Annotated in this window: 15 protein-coding genes; 13 read left to right on the top strand and 2 right to left on the bottom strand. The window is 39.4% G+C overall.

Translation table 11 applies throughout. The features are described 5' to 3' along the window. Positions 1-4 precede the first annotated feature (4 nt). Complete coding sequence (gene dnaB, locus JXQ92_RS09765) at positions 5-1579, bottom strand: replicative DNA helicase (protein WP_421986428.1); 1575 nt, start codon at positions 1577-1579, stop codon at positions 5-7. A 181-nt stretch (positions 1580-1760) separates the two neighbouring features. Here dnaB and JXQ92_RS09770 point away from each other — a divergent pair, with 181 nt between their 5' ends. The 12 genes from JXQ92_RS09770 to JXQ92_RS09825 all read left to right on the top strand — a co-directional run bounded on the left by JXQ92_RS09770 (position 1761) and on the right by JXQ92_RS09825 (position 13961). Then, on the top strand, positions 1761-3128 hold the full coding sequence (locus JXQ92_RS09770) for a UDP-N-acetylmuramate--L-alanine ligase (protein ID WP_421986429.1): 1368 nt from the start codon (positions 1761-1763) through the stop codon (positions 3126-3128). A 9-nt stretch (positions 3129-3137) separates the two neighbouring features. Continuing rightward, on the top strand, positions 3138-3944 hold the full coding sequence (locus tag JXQ92_RS09775; RefSeq protein WP_421986430.1) for an exonuclease domain-containing protein: 807 nt from the start codon (positions 3138-3140) through the stop codon (positions 3942-3944). A gap of 36 nt (positions 3945-3980) precedes the next feature. Further along, entirely contained in the window at positions 3981-4475 is a 495-nt protein-coding gene (locus tag JXQ92_RS09780; protein WP_421986431.1) for a flavodoxin family protein, read from the top strand. 54 nt (positions 4476-4529) lie between these two features. Beyond that, a complete protein-coding gene (locus JXQ92_RS09785; RefSeq protein ID WP_421986432.1) occupies positions 4530-5321 on the top strand; it encodes a LytTR family DNA-binding domain-containing protein in 792 nt (263 codons plus the stop codon). A 59-nt stretch (positions 5322-5380) separates the two neighbouring features. Beyond that, the gene (locus JXQ92_RS09790; RefSeq protein ID WP_421986433.1) at positions 5381-6448 is read left to right on the top strand and encodes a serine hydrolase domain-containing protein; all 1068 of its coding nucleotides are present in this window, start codon (positions 5381-5383) and stop codon (positions 6446-6448) included. A gap of 206 nt (positions 6449-6654) precedes the next feature. Continuing rightward, complete coding sequence (locus JXQ92_RS09795; RefSeq protein WP_421986434.1) at positions 6655-8496, top strand: cystathionine beta-synthase; 1842 nt, start codon at positions 6655-6657, stop codon at positions 8494-8496. 145 nt (positions 8497-8641) lie between these two features. Next, on the top strand, positions 8642-9250 hold the full coding sequence (locus tag JXQ92_RS09800) for a fumarylacetoacetate hydrolase family protein (RefSeq protein ID WP_421986435.1): 609 nt from the start codon (positions 8642-8644) through the stop codon (positions 9248-9250). Continuing rightward, positions 9237-11132 carry a M23 family metallopeptidase gene (locus tag JXQ92_RS09805; RefSeq protein ID WP_421986436.1) on the top strand — a complete coding sequence of 632 codons (1896 nt, stop codon included), beginning with the start codon at positions 9237-9239 and terminating at the stop codon, positions 11130-11132. Before JXQ92_RS09800 ends, JXQ92_RS09805 begins: the two co-directional genes overlap by 14 nt. A 2-nt stretch (positions 11133-11134) precedes the next feature. Beyond that, positions 11135-11584, top strand: coding sequence for a thioredoxin-dependent thiol peroxidase (gene bcp / locus JXQ92_RS09810; protein WP_421986437.1), 450 nt, complete (start codon positions 11135-11137; stop codon positions 11582-11584). 31 nt (positions 11585-11615) lie between these two features. Then, positions 11616-12464 (top strand): transketolase, encoded by an 849-nt coding sequence (locus JXQ92_RS09815; protein ID WP_421986438.1) that lies wholly within the window; start codon positions 11616-11618, stop codon positions 12462-12464. 10 nt (positions 12465-12474) lie between these two features. Continuing rightward, on the top strand, positions 12475-13428 hold the full coding sequence (locus tag JXQ92_RS09820) for a transketolase family protein (RefSeq protein WP_421986439.1): 954 nt from the start codon (positions 12475-12477) through the stop codon (positions 13426-13428). Positions 13429-13565: 137 nt separating this feature from the next. Further along, positions 13566-13961 carry a response regulator gene (locus JXQ92_RS09825; RefSeq protein ID WP_421986440.1) on the top strand — a complete coding sequence of 132 codons (396 nt, stop codon included), beginning with the start codon at positions 13566-13568 and terminating at the stop codon, positions 13959-13961. On the opposite strand, the gene JXQ92_RS09830 is transcribed toward JXQ92_RS09825, so the two are convergent. Next, positions 13958-15529 (bottom strand): ArnT family glycosyltransferase, encoded by a 1572-nt coding sequence (locus JXQ92_RS09830; protein ID WP_421986441.1) that lies wholly within the window; start codon positions 15527-15529, stop codon positions 13958-13960. The two genes, JXQ92_RS09825 and JXQ92_RS09830, sit on opposite strands and share 4 nt — an antisense overlap. A 57-nt stretch (positions 15530-15586) precedes the next feature. Between JXQ92_RS09830 and JXQ92_RS09835 the strand changes: the two genes are divergently transcribed. Next, the gene (locus JXQ92_RS09835) at positions 15587-16771 is read left to right on the top strand and encodes an aspartate aminotransferase family protein (RefSeq protein ID WP_421986442.1); all 1185 of its coding nucleotides are present in this window, start codon (positions 15587-15589) and stop codon (positions 16769-16771) included. Positions 16772-16812 lie beyond the last annotated feature (41 nt).

The raw sequence follows: 16812 nt of genomic DNA on the forward strand, positions 1-16812 counted from the left end.
TATTTTAGAAAGGTGCTTCTTCGCCTCCTGTTGGCAAATTCGGAGTATCTCCCCCATTGGCCTTGCTTTGGAATGTCATGGCACCACCACCGTCAGCTCCAGATTCAAAGCTTGAAGTACCATCTACAGGAAAAGAGGAACCATAAGTACCGCCACCAGCATGCATATCTAAATCGGCAAACTTGGTGTACTTACCGATAAACTTCAGCTGTACATTTTCTAATGAACCGTTTCTGTGCTTAGATATAATAACTTCACCCATACCCGTGGTTGGCATGCCATTCTCATCTTGCGTAATACCATAATATTCCGGTCGATAGAGAAACATAACCATATCGGCATCTTGCTCAATTGACCCTGATTCCCTGAGGTCGGAAAGCTGGGGACGCTTATCTCCGCCTCGGGTCTCAACGGCTCTACTCAGCTGCGACAGTGCTATTACTGGCACGCTGAGCTCCTTAGCTAAGTTCTTCAAAGAACGAGAGATAGAAGCGATTTCCTGTTCACGGTTACCGCCTCCACCTCCACTCTTTGAGGAGTCGCCTGACATCAGTTGCAAGTAATCAATTACAATTAACTGGATATCATGCTGTTGTTTCAACCTTCTACACTTAGCCCTCAATTCGAGGATTGAAAGTGCAGCGGTATCATCTATAAATATGGGGGCTTTGGTTAAATTTGCTGTTTTATGGACAAGTTGTGCCCATTCGTGTTCTGCTAGCGTTCCTTTCTTGATCTTCTCTCCTTCCAACTCTGCTTCTCCAGAAATCAATCTATTCACTAGCTGTACTGATGACATCTCAAGTGAGAAAATAGCACAGGCCTGACCGTGATCTACAGCAGCGTTCCTTAATGCAGAAACTACAAAGGCAGTTTTACCCATCGCAGGTCTAGCGGCGATAATGATTAAATCAGACTTTTGCCAACCTGAGGTAACACGATCTAAAGCGGTAAAGCCTGATGGCACACCGGTTAGTCCGTCTTGATGATCTTTTCTGGCTTGAATTTCTTCTAATGCGGTGGCCATAATATTCCGCATGCTATCATACTCTTTCTTGACATTTTTCTCGGAAACCTCGAATAAGGATTGCTCCATTTTATCGAGTAATTGAAATACGTCTGTCGTATCTTCAAAAGCATCTTTCTGAATTTCTGAAGAGATTCGAATAAGCTCTCTTTTAATAGATTGCTCTACGACTATTCTAGCATGATATTCAATATTCGCTGCAGAACTTACTCGGTTAGTCAGCTGCGTGATATAGTATGGACCTCCAACTATTTCAATCTTACCTGACTTCCTTAAATGACTAGTAACCGTCAGAATATCAATTGGTTCCGACTCCTGGAACAACTCGTATATGGCTTGATAAATCTCCTTGTGTGCTTCTTTATAAAAAGAATCAGGTCGAAGAATATCGATGACATTAGTCAACGCATCTTTCTCCAACATTAATGCACCAAGAACCGCTTCTTCAAGATCAACAGCCTGAGGAGGTAATTTACCCAACTGAGTTGCCTCAGTTAGCCCTGCCCTAGGTTTATAACCTGCCCTTGAAACCGCCGATTTATCTTTTTCCATTATTCAAACTTAGAGCCAAAACTTCATCTGGACAACGATTAATTAGTTTAGTTATTCTCAACTTATCAACCTCTTGTACACAATGGCTTTTCTGCCAAGTATAAGTGCATTACTATCATCAAACGAAGTTGGGCAAGCACTTCTTTTATCTTATTTTTGATTTCACTTTAGCGCTTTCTTCATGATCACAAATCAACGCATTCACTTTATCGCTATAGGCGGAGCGGTTATGCATAATTTAGCTATCTGTCTTAAAAATTTAGGCAATGAAGTGACTGGATCTGATGATGCTTTTTTCGACCCTTCCAAGACAAACCTTAAAAACCACGGTTTACTGCCTGAAATAGAAGGTTGGCATGAAGACAAGATCCAACCAAACTTGGACTTGATTATTCTGGGTATGCATGCCAAGGCTGATAATCCTGAGCTCGTAAAAGCGCAATCGCTTGGACTTAAAGTGTTGTCTTTTCCTGAATTTATTTTCGAAGCCTCTAAAGACAAAAAGCGTGTAGTGGTAGCTGGTAGTCATGGTAAAACTACTATTACCTCCATGATTATGCATGTATTGAAGTCTATGGGTAAAGACTTTGATTACTTGGTGGGTGCTCAGCTTGAAGGGTTTGATCAAATGGTTCAGCTTACGGACGCTCCATACATTATTATAGAAGGTGATGAATATACTACATCCCCTCTCGACCTTACGCCGAAATTCTTACACTATAAGCATGACTTGGCCCTTATATCTGGCATAGCATGGGACCATTATAATGTATACCCAACTTTGGACAATTACATCGATCAATTTCGCCAGTTCATTGCTATCACGCCAACTAAAGGAAAAGTGTTTTATGCGGAAAGTGATGATGCGCTTTGCGATTTAGTAAAGGACATGGGAAGTCCTTCTAATTTAATCCCCTATGGTCCGCATAAGTCTGAAATAAGAAATCAAGAAACGTTCTTATTGCACAAAAATGGTGAAACAGCTGTGCAAGTATTCGGTCAACATAATATGCAAAACCTTCAGGTAGCTAAAAACATCTTGAATAATATAGGTGTGACCGATGAAGAGTTCTATCACCATATCAAATCTTTTGCTGGTGCTTCGAAAAGGATGGAGAAAATAGGTGAAAACGAGAACAGCATCATGTTCAAAGATTTTGCCCACGCTCCTTCTAAACTGAAAGCTACTTCTAAGGCGGTGAAAGATCAGTTTGACAACAGATCTCTGGTCGCATGTATAGAACTTCACACTTTCAGCAGTTTAAATAAGGCGTTTATTAGTCAATATAAAGATACCTTCAACTCCCCTGACGAAGCGCTAGTCTTTATCAACCCAAAAACGGTAGCTACTAAAGGACTGGAAATGATTAGTGAAGATGAATTAAAAGAGGCGTTTCAAAGATCGGATCTTAAGTTATTTACCGAAGCACAAGCGCTTGAAAACCATCTTTTATCTCAGAAATGGGAAGCTAAAAACTTACTTTTAATGAGTTCAGGAAACTATGGCGGACTGGATTTAGAAATGATTAAAACCTCGATACTCAATTAATAAAACAACATGCAACTGAACCTTAAAAATCCATTGGTCTTTTTCGACCTCGAAACTACTGGCATTAATATTTCTCAAGATAGGATTGTGGAATTGGCTATGCTGAAAGTTATGCCGAATGGCGAAACCGAGAAAAAGGTGCAGTTGGTAAACCCAACCATCCCCATTCCTGAAGAATCTGCCATGATTCATGGCATACGGGACGAAGATGTAAAAGACAAGCCCACTTTTAAAGAACTCGCGAAGAATTTAGCCAAGTTCCTAGAAGGCTGCGATTTAGGTGGCTATAATATTGTGCGGTTCGATGTACCACTTTTAGTGGAAGAGTTCTTAAGAGTAGATGTTGACTTTGAGGTAAGCAATCGAAAACTGATCGATGCGCAAAAGATTTTCTTCTTAATGGAGCAGCGTACCCTTTCTGCGGCGTATAAATTCTATTGCGGAAAAGAACTAGTAGGTGCTCATGGTGCAGAAGCGGATAACGATGCTACATTCGAGGTTTTTAAAGCCCAAATTGAACGTTATAACGGGATGGATGTAACTGATGCTTCTGGCAGAGCAGTTGGTAAGATAGAAAACGACATGAGTGCTATTCATCAGTTAGTTGCCTCTAGAATGGTAGACCTTGCCGGTAGAATCGTTTATAATGACAAGAATCAAGAGGTATTCAATTTTGGTAAGCATAAGGGAAAACCGGTTGCCGATGTTTTTGCAAAAGAACCAGGCTACTACGATTGGATGATGAGAGGTGACTTCTCCCTAGACACTAAAAAGAAGCTAACCAAAATAAAGCTTAGCGGCTTTAAAATGGGGTAGTAAACCTTCTAAAGTTAGAAAAACGGATCATAGTGCATGAGTAGTGTAATAATTGTTGGCAGTTCTAGAAATGACGGAGAAACTTCCGCGCTAGTAAAACAGCTCCAAAATTTAGCAGGATGGGATATCGTTGATCTTAACGATTATGAATTTAGCTACTACGATTATCTTCATGAGAATAAAGGAGACGACTTTTTACCCCTGATTAAAAATCTGATCGATAAATATGACACCTTGATTTTTGCTACACCGGTTTATTGGTACGCCATGAGCGGCATTATGAAAGTCTTTTTCGATCGGATTTCAGACTTATTGACCATAGAAAAGCCTCTTGGGAGAAAACTCCGAGGAAAACGAATGGCGGCTATAAGTACTTCTAATGGGAATAACCTAGGAGATTCATTTTGGCTACCTTTCCGAGCATCTGCCGATTATCTTGGCATGACATATATAAAAGACCTACATACCTTCAGCGGGCAGTTAGATAAACAAGAAATAAAGGATTTCATAAATGCTGTAAACAGGCAATAATTCATTTTCCTTATTATATTGATCGCTCGTCGAATTCGATTTTGATCTTTACGCGTGACTCCATTAAAACTCAACTCATCCTTTAAGCACCATTTAATTGTCGGCACCATTGTAGGTGTTTGGTTAGTTATCTTTTTAGTCCTTATAGCCCCTTTCGACATTGCCGAGTTACCAATAGCCATCCGCGCCGAAATTCTTCCTCCTTACGGGTTAATATCATTCTTTAGCTACCTAATCGTTATCCCCTTACAGAATTGGCTTTTCAGACGCTTGGGCTATTGGAATATTTTTCACGAAACATGTTTAATCCTGCTCTTCAATCTTTTGGCTTGGATCGGCAGTTATGGCTATTATCAATCAGGGATCATCAACGGGGAATACTCATTTTTTAATTTCACGCTAGAAATCTACTCCCCTATCTTTTTCATTCTTCTGCCAATAATTATTTTTTCACGTTGGTATCTCAATAAAAATGTAAGCAATCCTGCGATTGATAAAGTGGTTTTAACGGGAGAAAACAAGCTCGATGTATTACAGATAAAAGAGCAGGATTTAATCTGCATTTCTAGTGCTGATAACTATGTAGAGGTTACTTATCAGACTAAAAATGGTGTCAACAGAAAACTATTAAGGACTACACTTAAAAATATTCATGCGCAGAAACCAGAACTGGTAAAAGTTCACAGATCGCATGTGATAAACCCGCTTCATTTCAAAGAATGGAAAAATGCGAGCACCATTACTTTAACAGCGATTGAACTTCCGGTATCAAAAACCTACAAACAAAACATCCTAACCATGGATCATTCGCCCCTAAAACCTGATACTTCATCCCAGAAGGCCTAAAAAGCATGGTTGGCGATTCATAAACCATCATGTTTGTCGAAACACTTAAAGACAACAAAATGAAAAATATCGTCATCTTAATCGTACTTTTTATCTCCTTCAATTGCACAGCGCAAAACACAAATAAGGTAGAAGCTATTCTAAAATCACTTGTCGAAGAGCACGACATTATTGGCGCTACTGCCGGTTACTCTTTAGATGGAGAAACCACATGGCAATCCTCTTACGGGTACGCTGATAAGTCAGCTGAAGTCGAGTTCACCAATACCACAATTACACGTTTGGCTTCAATCGCAAAATCGATGACTGCCATAGCAGTGATGCAGCTTGTAGAGCAAAACAAAATAGACCTTGACCTACCCATTCAAACTTATATTTCGGATTACCCAAAACATGAGAAAACACAAATCACAACACGACACTTGCTATCACATACTTCAGGTGTGAGTGGCTATAAAGATGGTCGCGAGGCAGAAACAACTAAGGAATACGCATCTCTATACGATGCCCTATCTCTTTTCAAAAACAGGCCATTACTTTTCGAACCAGGTACTCGCTATAGCTATACCACATACGGCTACACTATCCTTGGTGTAATTATCGAAAGAGCGTCTGGAATGAGCTTCGAGGACTATATGAATCAGAATATCTGGCAGAAAGCGGGTATGACAAATACTGGAATTGAGAAGTATGGTCAAAAGAAGCCTAATCAATCGAGTTTATATCATCAAAACAGAAAGGGTAAAACTAAATCGGCTAAAGAAAACAACTTAAGCAATCGTCTGCCAGGTGGTGGCGTATACACCACGCTTGATGACATGTTAAAGTTTGGCAATGCCGTAATTAACAACACATTCGTTCAAGAAAGCACTATGGATTTGATGCGGGAACATCACAGTTTAGAAAAAGAAGCAAATGGATATGGCTTTGGTTGGTTCCTTTACAACCCTAAACCAAATGAAGGCGCTATAATTGGTCATAGTGGTGGCCAAACAGGTTCAACGACTCAATTGATGATCGTACCAAAGTTGAAAATGGTAATAGTAGTATTGACCAATACGTCAGGAACCTTTAAATATGTAACGCCTGCCACGTTTAACATTTTCAACGAATTTCAGTCGAAGTAAAAGCATTCACGAATCATTTAGTTAGAGCACAGCAGGCATGCTGTGCTTTTTTTGTTTCAAACCCATAGTCTGAGAATAACTACATCCATGTTTGCCACTTAAATATTCTTAAAACAATTCATAAGAATCGAATTTTTTGAATCAAATTACTGTTCATATTTGCAACGAAGAACAATCGATTATTGACCTATAAGAAGGCTTTTAAAATGGCGAACAAAAAAGTACTCAATTATATAAAAGAGGTATTAGGAAACATGCCAGCTGACTGGCTCAACCTTACCACTCATCGGCTAGATATTTATAATGAAAAGCTAGCTAAGACTGAGTTTTTAGAGCAATTAGAGACTTTGTTTGAAACCAACAATGCCAGCAAGTTGGCTCTCAACGAACTGAGCACAGCTTACGACTATATTCGATTGGGACACCCCCTATCTTCAGTACTAGAATGGGCCATTGCGAAGCTCAATGGACTCGAAGCTGAAAGTGTAATAGGTTTTTCTTCCAATACCACTCCTATTTTAGCGGTATTGCGAAAGAACTTATTGGCCAAAAAGAACACTCAAATTGCTTACACAGATCAACTCCCTGCCTCATTTGACCTTGAAATAGTAAAGAACGTTTACGGTTACCAGTTTGACTTAGCAGCAGTTAAAGACATTAATGACATATCTGAATTTGACGGTAGTACCATATTCGTTACTTCCGAACTTGAATTAGGAGACTTCGCGCTACCTAAACACGTTGATTTTTTCGTTAGCACGTCAGTCAACTTAGGTAGTATCATATTAGTAAATGGCAAAGCGAACCAAGAATACATTTCGGAAATTCAGCATGTAAGGAGAAGAGAAACCATTGCCATGACGCCTGCGAATGCACTAGTTGCTCTTAAGCAGCTCGCTAATGAACCAGTTAGGGTTACTGAAAGAGATACCAGAGCAAACAAGGCTCAAGTTCTTGACACCATTGCACAGATTACTGGCACGAATACTGGTGCTTTAATCGCTTCAAGTGGGCTTTCCATTCAATACGCCATAGTCATGGGACTCGTGCATCATGCACTGGAACATCATAAAGGAAAAGTGATTAAAATAGTCGTACCACCTAATTGCTATGGCGGCACGAACGATCAAGCCAGACGCGTGGCCGCCTGCATTGACAATGTAGAAGTAGTGGATTTACCGGTGGATGGTGGGAATGATATGGTTCAAAGCGTTAATGTCGTTTTAGACCAAATCGCAAGGGAAGATGCCGTTCCTTACATTATTGCTGAAATACCGACCAATCCGAGAGTTGAGGTACCTGACTTGATCAAATTAGAGCAAGCGCTCAGCACGGTGCGTAAAACGCCAACGGGTGAAAAAGCCATCGATCCGGTATTTATTCTCGATCAGACCTTCTGCCCCAATGTTCACTTTTTAGGAGAACAAGATATGCTCCAATCAGTAAGGACAATCGCCTATGTTAGTGGATCTAAATTCCCAAGTGGTGGCAAATGCACAGCAGGTTTTGCCGTTGCCAATCAAAAAGCAGCGTCCCTAATGGGTAAGATTGATTTACACTTAAGCATCTGTGATAATGAAGCCACGGACCTGCAAATGGAAATTTTGGCGAAGCAATTACCTTCCATGAATCAAAGAGTTCAGGATGCTTATCAAAATACTCGTGAATTTGTAAGCTTCATCGAGGAAACCTTACCTGATGCAAAGATCAATTTCGTATCTGAAGCCTTGGCGAAACAAGGTTTTACCCCTTCGGTGTTTTCGTTAGATCTACCTACAAAAGGTAATACCGATGAGGAAAAGGAAGCCTATAAAAGAGCACTCAATTTGAAACTCATTGACATGATGATCACTGAGATTCCTGATGAAAGCAAGTATTGTGTGAGCTATGGGCAATTAAAAGGATGCTACTGGACCATACCTGCAACATCTACTCAAGGAACTACCAAAGAAGGAGACAAAGATTATATAGCGCGAGTAGCGCTTTCACCTGATATGGACCTAGACCTACACAAAAAGGTGTTTGCCGATTTTGTTGAGGGTATTTAATGTTGATTTAATTCAGCATGCCTAACAAGTAAATTCCACCTAGTTTGTACTATATTTAAGACTGTACATTTGATCTCATAAAGCAAAGTCAAATGTGATGTTACTTTTGATTTTTCCAAGTCATATATCTTGAAATACCAGCCACATGAAGATCATCGCCATAGGCCGAAATTACACTGCGCATATTGAAGAGCTACAAAACGAAAAGCCTTCTGAACCCGTGATATTTATGAAGCCTGACACGGCTTTATTGCGTAATAACGACCCTTTTTACTATCCCGACTTTTCTAAAGACATTCATTATGAAGTTGAGGTATTGATCAAAATCTGCAAAGAAGGAAAATATATTGAGGAGCAATATGCCCATAAATACTATCAGGAAGTAGGAATAGGGATTGACTTTACGGCAAGAGATTTACAGAGCAGGTGCAAGGAAAAAGGACTGCCTTGGGAAGTGGCAAAAGGCTTTAATGGCTCCGCACCTATTTCTAGTTTTCAGCCAAAAGAAAACTTCGACTTGAAAAGCCTAAATTTCTCATTGAATAAGAATGGTGAACCGGTACAAATTGGCAATACTAGTCTTATGCTTTACAATTTCGATCAGATCATTGCATATGTATCGCAATTTTTCACGTTAAAAACAGGAGATATCATTTTTAGTGGTACCCCTGCGGGTGTTGGCCCTATAGTTGTTGGAGATAAGCTAGAAGCTTATATTGAAGAAGAAAAACTACTTGAAGTTGAAATCAGATAAACTACTCATTTTCTTATTTTTCATTCTTAGCAATAGTGTGTTTGCTCAATACCATGGCATTGATAAGGATTATTTCGATTTCCCTATAAAACCCGACCAAGTAAACTTCTTGAGTGGCACCATGGGTGAATTAAGATCTAGTCATTTTCATGCAGGCCTAGATATAAAAACATCGGGGAAAGAAGGTCTCAAAGTTTACACTTCAGCAGCTGGCTATGTCAGCAGAATTAGAATCGGGACAGGCGGCTATGGAAACTGTGTTTATGTACAACACCCCAATGGCACTACCACTGTTTATGCGCACTTGCAAAACTTCAATCCTGCTATAGCTGCTTATGCCTTAAAAGAACAATACAAACGCAAATCCTTTGCTGTTAACCTCTTTCCAAAAAGAGGTGCTTTAAAACTAAATCAAGGAGAAATACTTGGATTTTCTGGAAATTCGGGCTCATCTACCGGACCACATTTACATTTTGAAATTAGGGGTGCAAATCAAGAGGTTTTAGACCCTTTGAGAATTGGCTTCTCGGAAATCACCGATAATATTGCTCCTGCTGTTCAAAAAGTAGCAATTAAGGCCATGAACATTGATACCCGAATAGATGGTCAATTTGGAAGATTTGAGTACGACTTAAAGAGAAGTGGAAACAACTTTATTGTTAACGACACCATTGACATATCTGGCGAAATAGGCCTAGAGCTTTATACTTTCGATCAACTGAATGGTGCGCCAAATAAGAATGGGGTTCCACTGATTAATTTATACGTAAACAACGAGTTATATTTTGATCAAGACATTGATTCAATCAATTTTTCACAGCAGAAAAACATTAAAATACACACTAATTATCAGGCCCAGAAGGAGTCCAGAAGAAGGTTCAACAAGCTTTATGTAGATGACGGCAACTCACTCAAATTTTACAATCAAGCCGTAAATGATGGCATAATAAAAGTTAGCCCGGGAGAAATAATCGCTATTAAAGGTGAGCTTAAAGATGCTTATGGCAATGAAAGCACGATTCAGATGACCCTGAGAGGAAAAACTAAAATTGAAAAAATAGCAAGTAAAATCTCTACAAAAAGAGACACTTATATTCAAGATAACACGCTAATGGTTTTTACAGAGCGCGACTCACTGCTCAATAATATCACCTTATATAACCAAATGGGCTCATTGCCAATGGAACCCACCTATTTTAGTGAGGAAACTAATGTCTATCTAGTCGATTTGAGAAAATTCTTACCCCAAAGTGTTAGCTTCAAGAACATCTCTACCCCTCTTCATTTTGCTGATAGAATACCGGCGGCTAATGCACATGCCTTCTTAAGCGACACCTATTCGCTCTCCTTTTCAAAGACTTCTCTTTTTGATACTGTATACATTCGAGCTCGCCACTTTTTGGATAAAGACGATACTGAGATTTTCGAAGTAGATGAGGATATATACCCTTTAAAAGGAGCTATTAATGCGGAATTCCAACCTTTGGGTGAATATGAAGATTTAGAAAAATATCACGTTTATAACATCTCTAACCCGCGAAGACCGAGTTTTGTGGGCGGTAAGTATAAAGACAATCGATTTGAATTTTCATTCGGAAGTTTCGGCACTTATACCCTGATAAAAGACGAAGAAGCGCCCGAGATAAAAAGAAGAAGTTTAAAAAACGGAATAATAAGCTTCACGATAAAAGATAGTCTGTCAGGAATCAATAGTTTTGAAGCCAAAATCAATGGAAAATGGATTTTAATGAAATACGAACCAAAAAGAAGTTTAATCTGGTCAGAGCGATTAGATAAAAACAAACCGCTAATTGGTGAGTTTGAATTAAGAGTGTCAGACAATGCTGGCAACGAATCTATTTTCAAACAAAAAATTGAATAAAAATGGCTTTAAGTGTAGGCGATCAAGCGCCAAATTTCGAAGGAATTGATCAAGACAGCAACCCTATTAAACTTTCCGATTTCAGTGGTAAAAAACTAGTCCTTTATTTCTACCCAAAAGACAATACACCCGGTTGTACAACACAGGCTTGCAACCTCCGCGACAACTACGATGCTTTGTTGAAAGCTGGTTACGCAATCGTCGGTATCAGTTCAGATTCTCCTAAAAAACACCAAAACTTCATTAAGAAATATGAGCTCCCATTTCCGCTAATTGCTGACGAAGACAAGAGCATTCATGAACAATTTGGTACTTGGGTGGAAAAATCTATGTACGGCAGGCAGTATATGGGCACGGCAAGAACTACCTTTGTGATAGATGAAAAAGGAGTCATCTCTGAAATCATCGCTAAAGTGAAAACAAAAGAGCATACTGCTCAGATAATGGCTTAAAAACCAGAACCTTAATTTAACCAAGACAATAGTGAGTAAACCAACAACAGCAGAACTAGAACGTATCGCTTCTCAAGTAAGAAGAGACATCGTTCGTATGGTCCATGGTGCTAGTTCAGGGCATCCAGGCGGATCATTAGGATGCACAGATTTTTTAGTAGCACTATATTTCTATGCAATGGACAGAAAAGAGGGTTTCGACCCGGATGGCTTGAATGAAGATTTATTCTTCCTTTCAAATGGCCACATCTCGCCTGTTTGGTATAGTGTTTTGGCAAGATCAGGTTATTTCGAAACTTCTGAATTAGCCACTTTCAGACAAATTAATTCAAGAGTTCAAGGTCACCCGGCTACGGAAGAAGGTTTACCTGGAATACGAATTGCTTCAGGTTCTTTGGGACAAGGCCTTTCTGTCGCCTGTGGAACTGCTCAAGCAAAGAAACTCAATGGTGAAGACAAATTGGTCTATGCACTGATGGGTGATGGCGAACTTGAAGAAGGTCAGGTTTGGGAAGCTGCGATGTATGCCGCACACCATAAAATTGATAATATCATTGCAACAGTTGATTACAACGGACAGCAAATCGATGGCCCTACTGATGAAGTCATGTCGCTTGGTGACCTTAAGGCAAAATGGGAAGCATTTGGTTGGACGGTAATCGAAAGTCAAGGAAATGATATGCCATCGCTTATTAAGAGCTTAGATGAGGCTAAGAAGCTCACTGGTAAAGGCAAACCTATTTTGAACCTAATGACCACCGAAATGGGCTTTGGTATCGATTTTATGGTAGGCACCCACAAATGGCACGGTATAGCGCCAAACGATGAGCAACTGGCAGACGCCTTGGGTCAATTAGAAGAAACATTAGGAGATTACTAAACTAGACACGATGACGAAATTTACTTATACAGATAAAAAGGATACGCGTTCTGGTTTTGGTGCTGGTTTAGCAGAATTGGGCAGAACAAACCCTGATGTAGTGGCACTTTGTGCTGATTTAGTAGGCTCCTTGAAAATGCAAGAGTTTATTAAAGAGAACCCTGAAAGATTTTTTCAGGTGGGTATTGCAGAAGCAAATATGATGGGGCTTGCTGCTGGCATGACGATTGGGGGCAAAATTCCATTCACTGGAACTTTCGCCAACTTTTCTACAGGAAGGGTTTATGATCAAATTCGCCAGTCTATCGCTTACTCCGATAAAAACGTAAAGATTTGTGCATCACATGCAGGCTTAACACTTGGTGAAGATGGTGCTACCCACCAAATTCTAGAAGATGTCGGCATGATGAAAATGCTGCCAAATATGACTGTGATTAATCCATGCGATTATAACCAGACAAAAGCAGCTACTATTGCTATTGCTGATCATCATGGCCCTGTTTATTTAAGGTTTGGAAGACCTGCAGTACCTATCTTCACACCTGCTGATCAAAAATTCGAAATTGGTAAAGCGCTTCATTTAATTGAAGGTTCCGATGTTACCATTTTCGCTACCGGTCATTTGGTTTGGGAGGCCATTGAAGCTGAAGCTGTACTAGCAGCTGAGGGCATAAGTGTTGAAGTAATCAATATTCACACAATCAAACCGTTAGACACCAAGGCTATATTAGCCTCTGTTTCAAAAACGGGTTGTGTCGTAACTGCTGAAGAACACCAAATGAATGGTGGACTCGGCGATAGCGTCGCGCAAACACTGGCACTTAATCATCCTGCACCATTAGAAATGGTTGCCGTTAATGATTCATTTGGTGAAAGCGGAAAACCTGCTGAACTAATGACCAAATACGGAATTGATGCTGATAATATTGTAAAAGCCGTAAAAAGGGTAATTGCTCGAAAATAAAAATACTAGTAAATAGAAGTTCAAAGCCTCGACTTGTCGGGGCTTTTTGTTTATACGACTGTAATTCTAGTCCACTCAACTTAATAGGAAAAACCAAAGCCTTCAATCTTCCATATTTGATTAAACACAAATACACTATGGAAGCTAAAACAATAAATAACCCGAGTATTTTAATCGTTGATGACAGCAGCATTAATGCAAAAATTCTTTCCTCTTGGTGTACTAAGTGGGGGTTTTTAGCAGATACTGTCTTTACTGGAAAATCTGCCATTGAGAAGATATCCGTTCATGATTATAGTTTAATCATTTTAGACGTGTTGTTGCCAGACATTTCAGGAATTGATATCTATAGAAAGTTACAAACAATAAAATATAAGGCTGATATTATCTTCCAAAGTGGGCTTTCGAAAACCGAATTTAAATCAAGGATAAATACTGATACTCTTTTTTTACAGAAACCTTATTATCCAGTTCAAATGAAGGAATTAGTAGAGTTTCTCTTCGATAAAAACAGTATTAAAATGTTGGCTTAATCCAAGGATATAAAGAAGATAGGTTCTTCCCAATAGGCAAACTCACGCAGAACTGTATAAGGCCTATTTTTAGGCAAATCATCGGTATAGCATATATAATAACCACTTTCTAAGACAGGCGCTTTATAAAGTGGTTCTTTACGCTCTCTTTCTATATAAAAAACGATTGTAAGCGACATGCGAACATCGCCTAGACGATGCAGTGGCTTCCCTTTTGTAATCTCAGCAATTTCTAAACCCAAAGTCTTGTCTTCGGCAGCCCCAGTTTCCTTCTGTCTAGTTTGTGGTACTATACTTGAAAAAGTAAATTTTATAGCTACCATAAGGCATATTACAATCAGAAAGGGCCTTACTTTCTTCACTAAATACATATACCAAAGTATTGCGGCCATGACCAAAAGAATAGTCATGTAAGCATAAAGGTTATCTACACTTCCTAAACCGTCTATGAAGTAGCCAAATGGAACAATTAGCGTTAGCAAAACCAAGAATATGATTATTGTGACTCTGGAAACCTTAGGCCACAGCAATTCTTTACTTTTGGTCGCTAAATAAATGAGAGGGATAATCAGGAATGGAAAAAGCGGGTAGATGTACCTTGACTTGGCCTCTATTGAAAACCAATAAACTAAAAAGTTAAAAGCAAACACTAAAACGCTATACCATACCAATGGGTTCGATCTCAATTTGGAAACAAGGCCTTTACTGAATAACAAGGGCAACAACAGACCTGCTGGCATAATATTCTTGATAGTTTCAAGTGGGAAAGCAACCAAATGATTTAGAAACTTAACAAAACCTCCTTTAGTGGCTTTGTCAGCAGATTCCGACAGTAAGGTTGACCACCAACCTGAAACATCTTGATACTGACTATAAATAAAAAAATAACCGCCAACAAGTCCCGAAAAAACAAAAATACCAGCTATATGAGGTGGTTTTAAAAGTTCTTTGAATTGCTTTTTATGAATAAAATAGACCAAAAGTGTAATGGCTGTAAAAGGCAAAGATGTAAGCCCTTTTGTGAGGAATCCTACAGCAGTCAATACATAAACGACCACAAACAATGTCCAATACCGTTTTTGCTCTCCAAAAAAGTAAACCGCAAATAATGAAGTAGTGGTGATAAGTGCATAAAAGAGATCAATTTCTCCGATGGTACTAAAGTAAACGAGTATATCGGCCGAAACGAGTAGACTAATAGCAATCAACGCCGCTTTATATTGGCCTAAATAGCGCTTTACGAAACTAAATGTGATTAGCGACAATAGAATATGACTCAATACAGAGAAAAAGCGTGTAGCGAACTCTGAGTATTCACCAAAAAGCTTATAACTGCCGATTAATAGCCAATTATAAACTGGAGGCTTTCTAAAATATAAGTCGCCCGTTTGCGTCGGAACCCAGTAGTTATTCTGAAAAATCATTTCTAGAGAAATAATTCCTCTTCTTGGCTCTTCTAGATACAAGGGGTAAATCCCCAATTGATAAAAGAAAGAGAACAATAGCACCAACAAGCTACCAAACAGAAGGTACTTTTCGGATTTCGAAAAAGGGTGCTGGTCTAACATTTCTCAAAACTAATAGAACATAACAGATCGATTAGCATATCTTGATTAATTTCGCATATGGACGCTAAAAGTATTTTCTTAAACCATCTAGCCCAAACATCACCTCATCCATTGGCCTTGGAAATAGAACATGCAAAAGGATCATACCTATTCGATACAGCAGGAAAAGCTTATTTAGACCTCATCTCTGGTATTGCGGTATCCAACATAGGCCATTCCCATCCTGAAATTGTTAAGGCAGTAAAAGATCAGGCAGAAAAATACATGCATGTAATGGCATACGGTGAGTTTATTCAAGGGCCACAGAATCAATTGGCCCAAAGATTAAACGACCTACTACCCGATGGCTTAGACTCAAGCTATTTTGTAAATAGTGGCGCCGAAGCCAATGAAGGCGCATTAAAGCTTGCTAAAAGGATTACTGGCCGAACGGAGATAATCGCGTTCAACAAGTCTTATCATGGAAGCACGCATGGTGCGCTAAGCGTTTCAGGTAATGAGGTGAAGAAAAATGCCTTTCGGCCCCTCCTCCCAGGCATAAAGTTTATCAACTTTAACAATGTTGAAGACCTAAGTCTAATCTCATCAAATACTGCGGCAGTTATCATAGAGCCTATTCAAGGCGATGCCGGTGTTAGAATTCCTGACGAGAATTATCTAAAGGCGCTTCGGGACCGTTGTAATGAAACTGGTACACAATTAATATTTGATGAGATTCAAACTGGTTTTGGGAGAACGGGTAAACTCTTTGCATTTGAACACTATAAAGTAGTTCCCGATATTCTTACAATAGCGAAGGCTTTTGGTGGGGGAATGCCAATTGGCGCGTTCATTAGTAGCAAAGCGTCCATGGACTTGCTTACATACGACCCGATGCTTGGCCATATCACAACCTTTGGAGGTCATCCGGTTAATTGTGCAGCAGCTTTAGCCAATATCTATGTAATTGAAAGTGAAGGTCTAGTAGAACATGTGGAATCTAAAGGGGCACTTTTGGAATCGCTAATAGCGAACCCTATTATCAAGGAAATCAGGAGAAAGGGGCTCATGTTTGCAATTGAATTCGAGTCAGCTGATATGGTTCAAAAGATTGTTATGAAATGCATCGAAAAGGGTGTGATTACCTTTTGGTTCCTTTCCTGCCCTGAAAGTTTCAGAATTGCCCCACCCATTAATATATCTGATGAAGAAATCAGGATTGGAGCAAAAGCAATTCAGGAGGCAATTGCCGAAAGTCACTAAATAAAAAAGCCACCAGAATTAATCCTGATGGCCTTAAGTGT

It is taken from the genome of Roseivirga sp. (assembly GCF_049099775.1).
Classification (GTDB): domain Bacteria; phylum Bacteroidota; class Bacteroidia; order Cytophagales; family Cyclobacteriaceae; genus Roseivirga.

Excerpts from the sequence above, each read along its gene's own strand:
- dnaB (WP_421986428.1), bottom strand. The coding sequence starts at position 1,579 with ATGGAAAAAGATAAATCGGCGGTTTCAAGGGCAGGTTATAAACCTAGG.
- JXQ92_RS09770 (WP_421986429.1), top strand. The coding sequence starts at position 1,761 with ATGATCACAAATCAACGCATTCACTTTATCGCTATAGGCGGAGCGGTT.
- JXQ92_RS09775 (WP_421986430.1), top strand. The coding sequence starts at position 3,138 with ATGCAACTGAACCTTAAAAATCCATTGGTCTTTTTCGACCTCGAAACT.
- JXQ92_RS09780 (WP_421986431.1), top strand. The coding sequence starts at position 3,981 with ATGAGTAGTGTAATAATTGTTGGCAGTTCTAGAAATGACGGAGAAACT.
- JXQ92_RS09790 (WP_421986433.1), top strand. The coding sequence starts at position 5,381 with ATGAAAAATATCGTCATCTTAATCGTACTTTTTATCTCCTTCAATTGC.
- JXQ92_RS09795 (WP_421986434.1), top strand. The coding sequence starts at position 6,655 with ATGGCGAACAAAAAAGTACTCAATTATATAAAAGAGGTATTAGGAAAC.
- JXQ92_RS09800 (WP_421986435.1), top strand. The coding sequence starts at position 8,642 with ATGAAGATCATCGCCATAGGCCGAAATTACACTGCGCATATTGAAGAG.
- bcp (WP_421986437.1), top strand. The coding sequence starts at position 11,135 with ATGGCTTTAAGTGTAGGCGATCAAGCGCCAAATTTCGAAGGAATTGAT.
- JXQ92_RS09820 (WP_421986439.1), top strand. The coding sequence starts at position 12,475 with ATGACGAAATTTACTTATACAGATAAAAAGGATACGCGTTCTGGTTTT.
- JXQ92_RS09825 (WP_421986440.1), top strand. The coding sequence starts at position 13,566 with ATGGAAGCTAAAACAATAAATAACCCGAGTATTTTAATCGTTGATGAC.
- JXQ92_RS09830 (WP_421986441.1), bottom strand. The coding sequence starts at position 15,529 with ATGTTAGACCAGCACCCTTTTTCGAAATCCGAAAAGTACCTTCTGTTT.
- JXQ92_RS09835 (WP_421986442.1), top strand. The coding sequence starts at position 15,587 with ATGGACGCTAAAAGTATTTTCTTAAACCATCTAGCCCAAACATCACCT.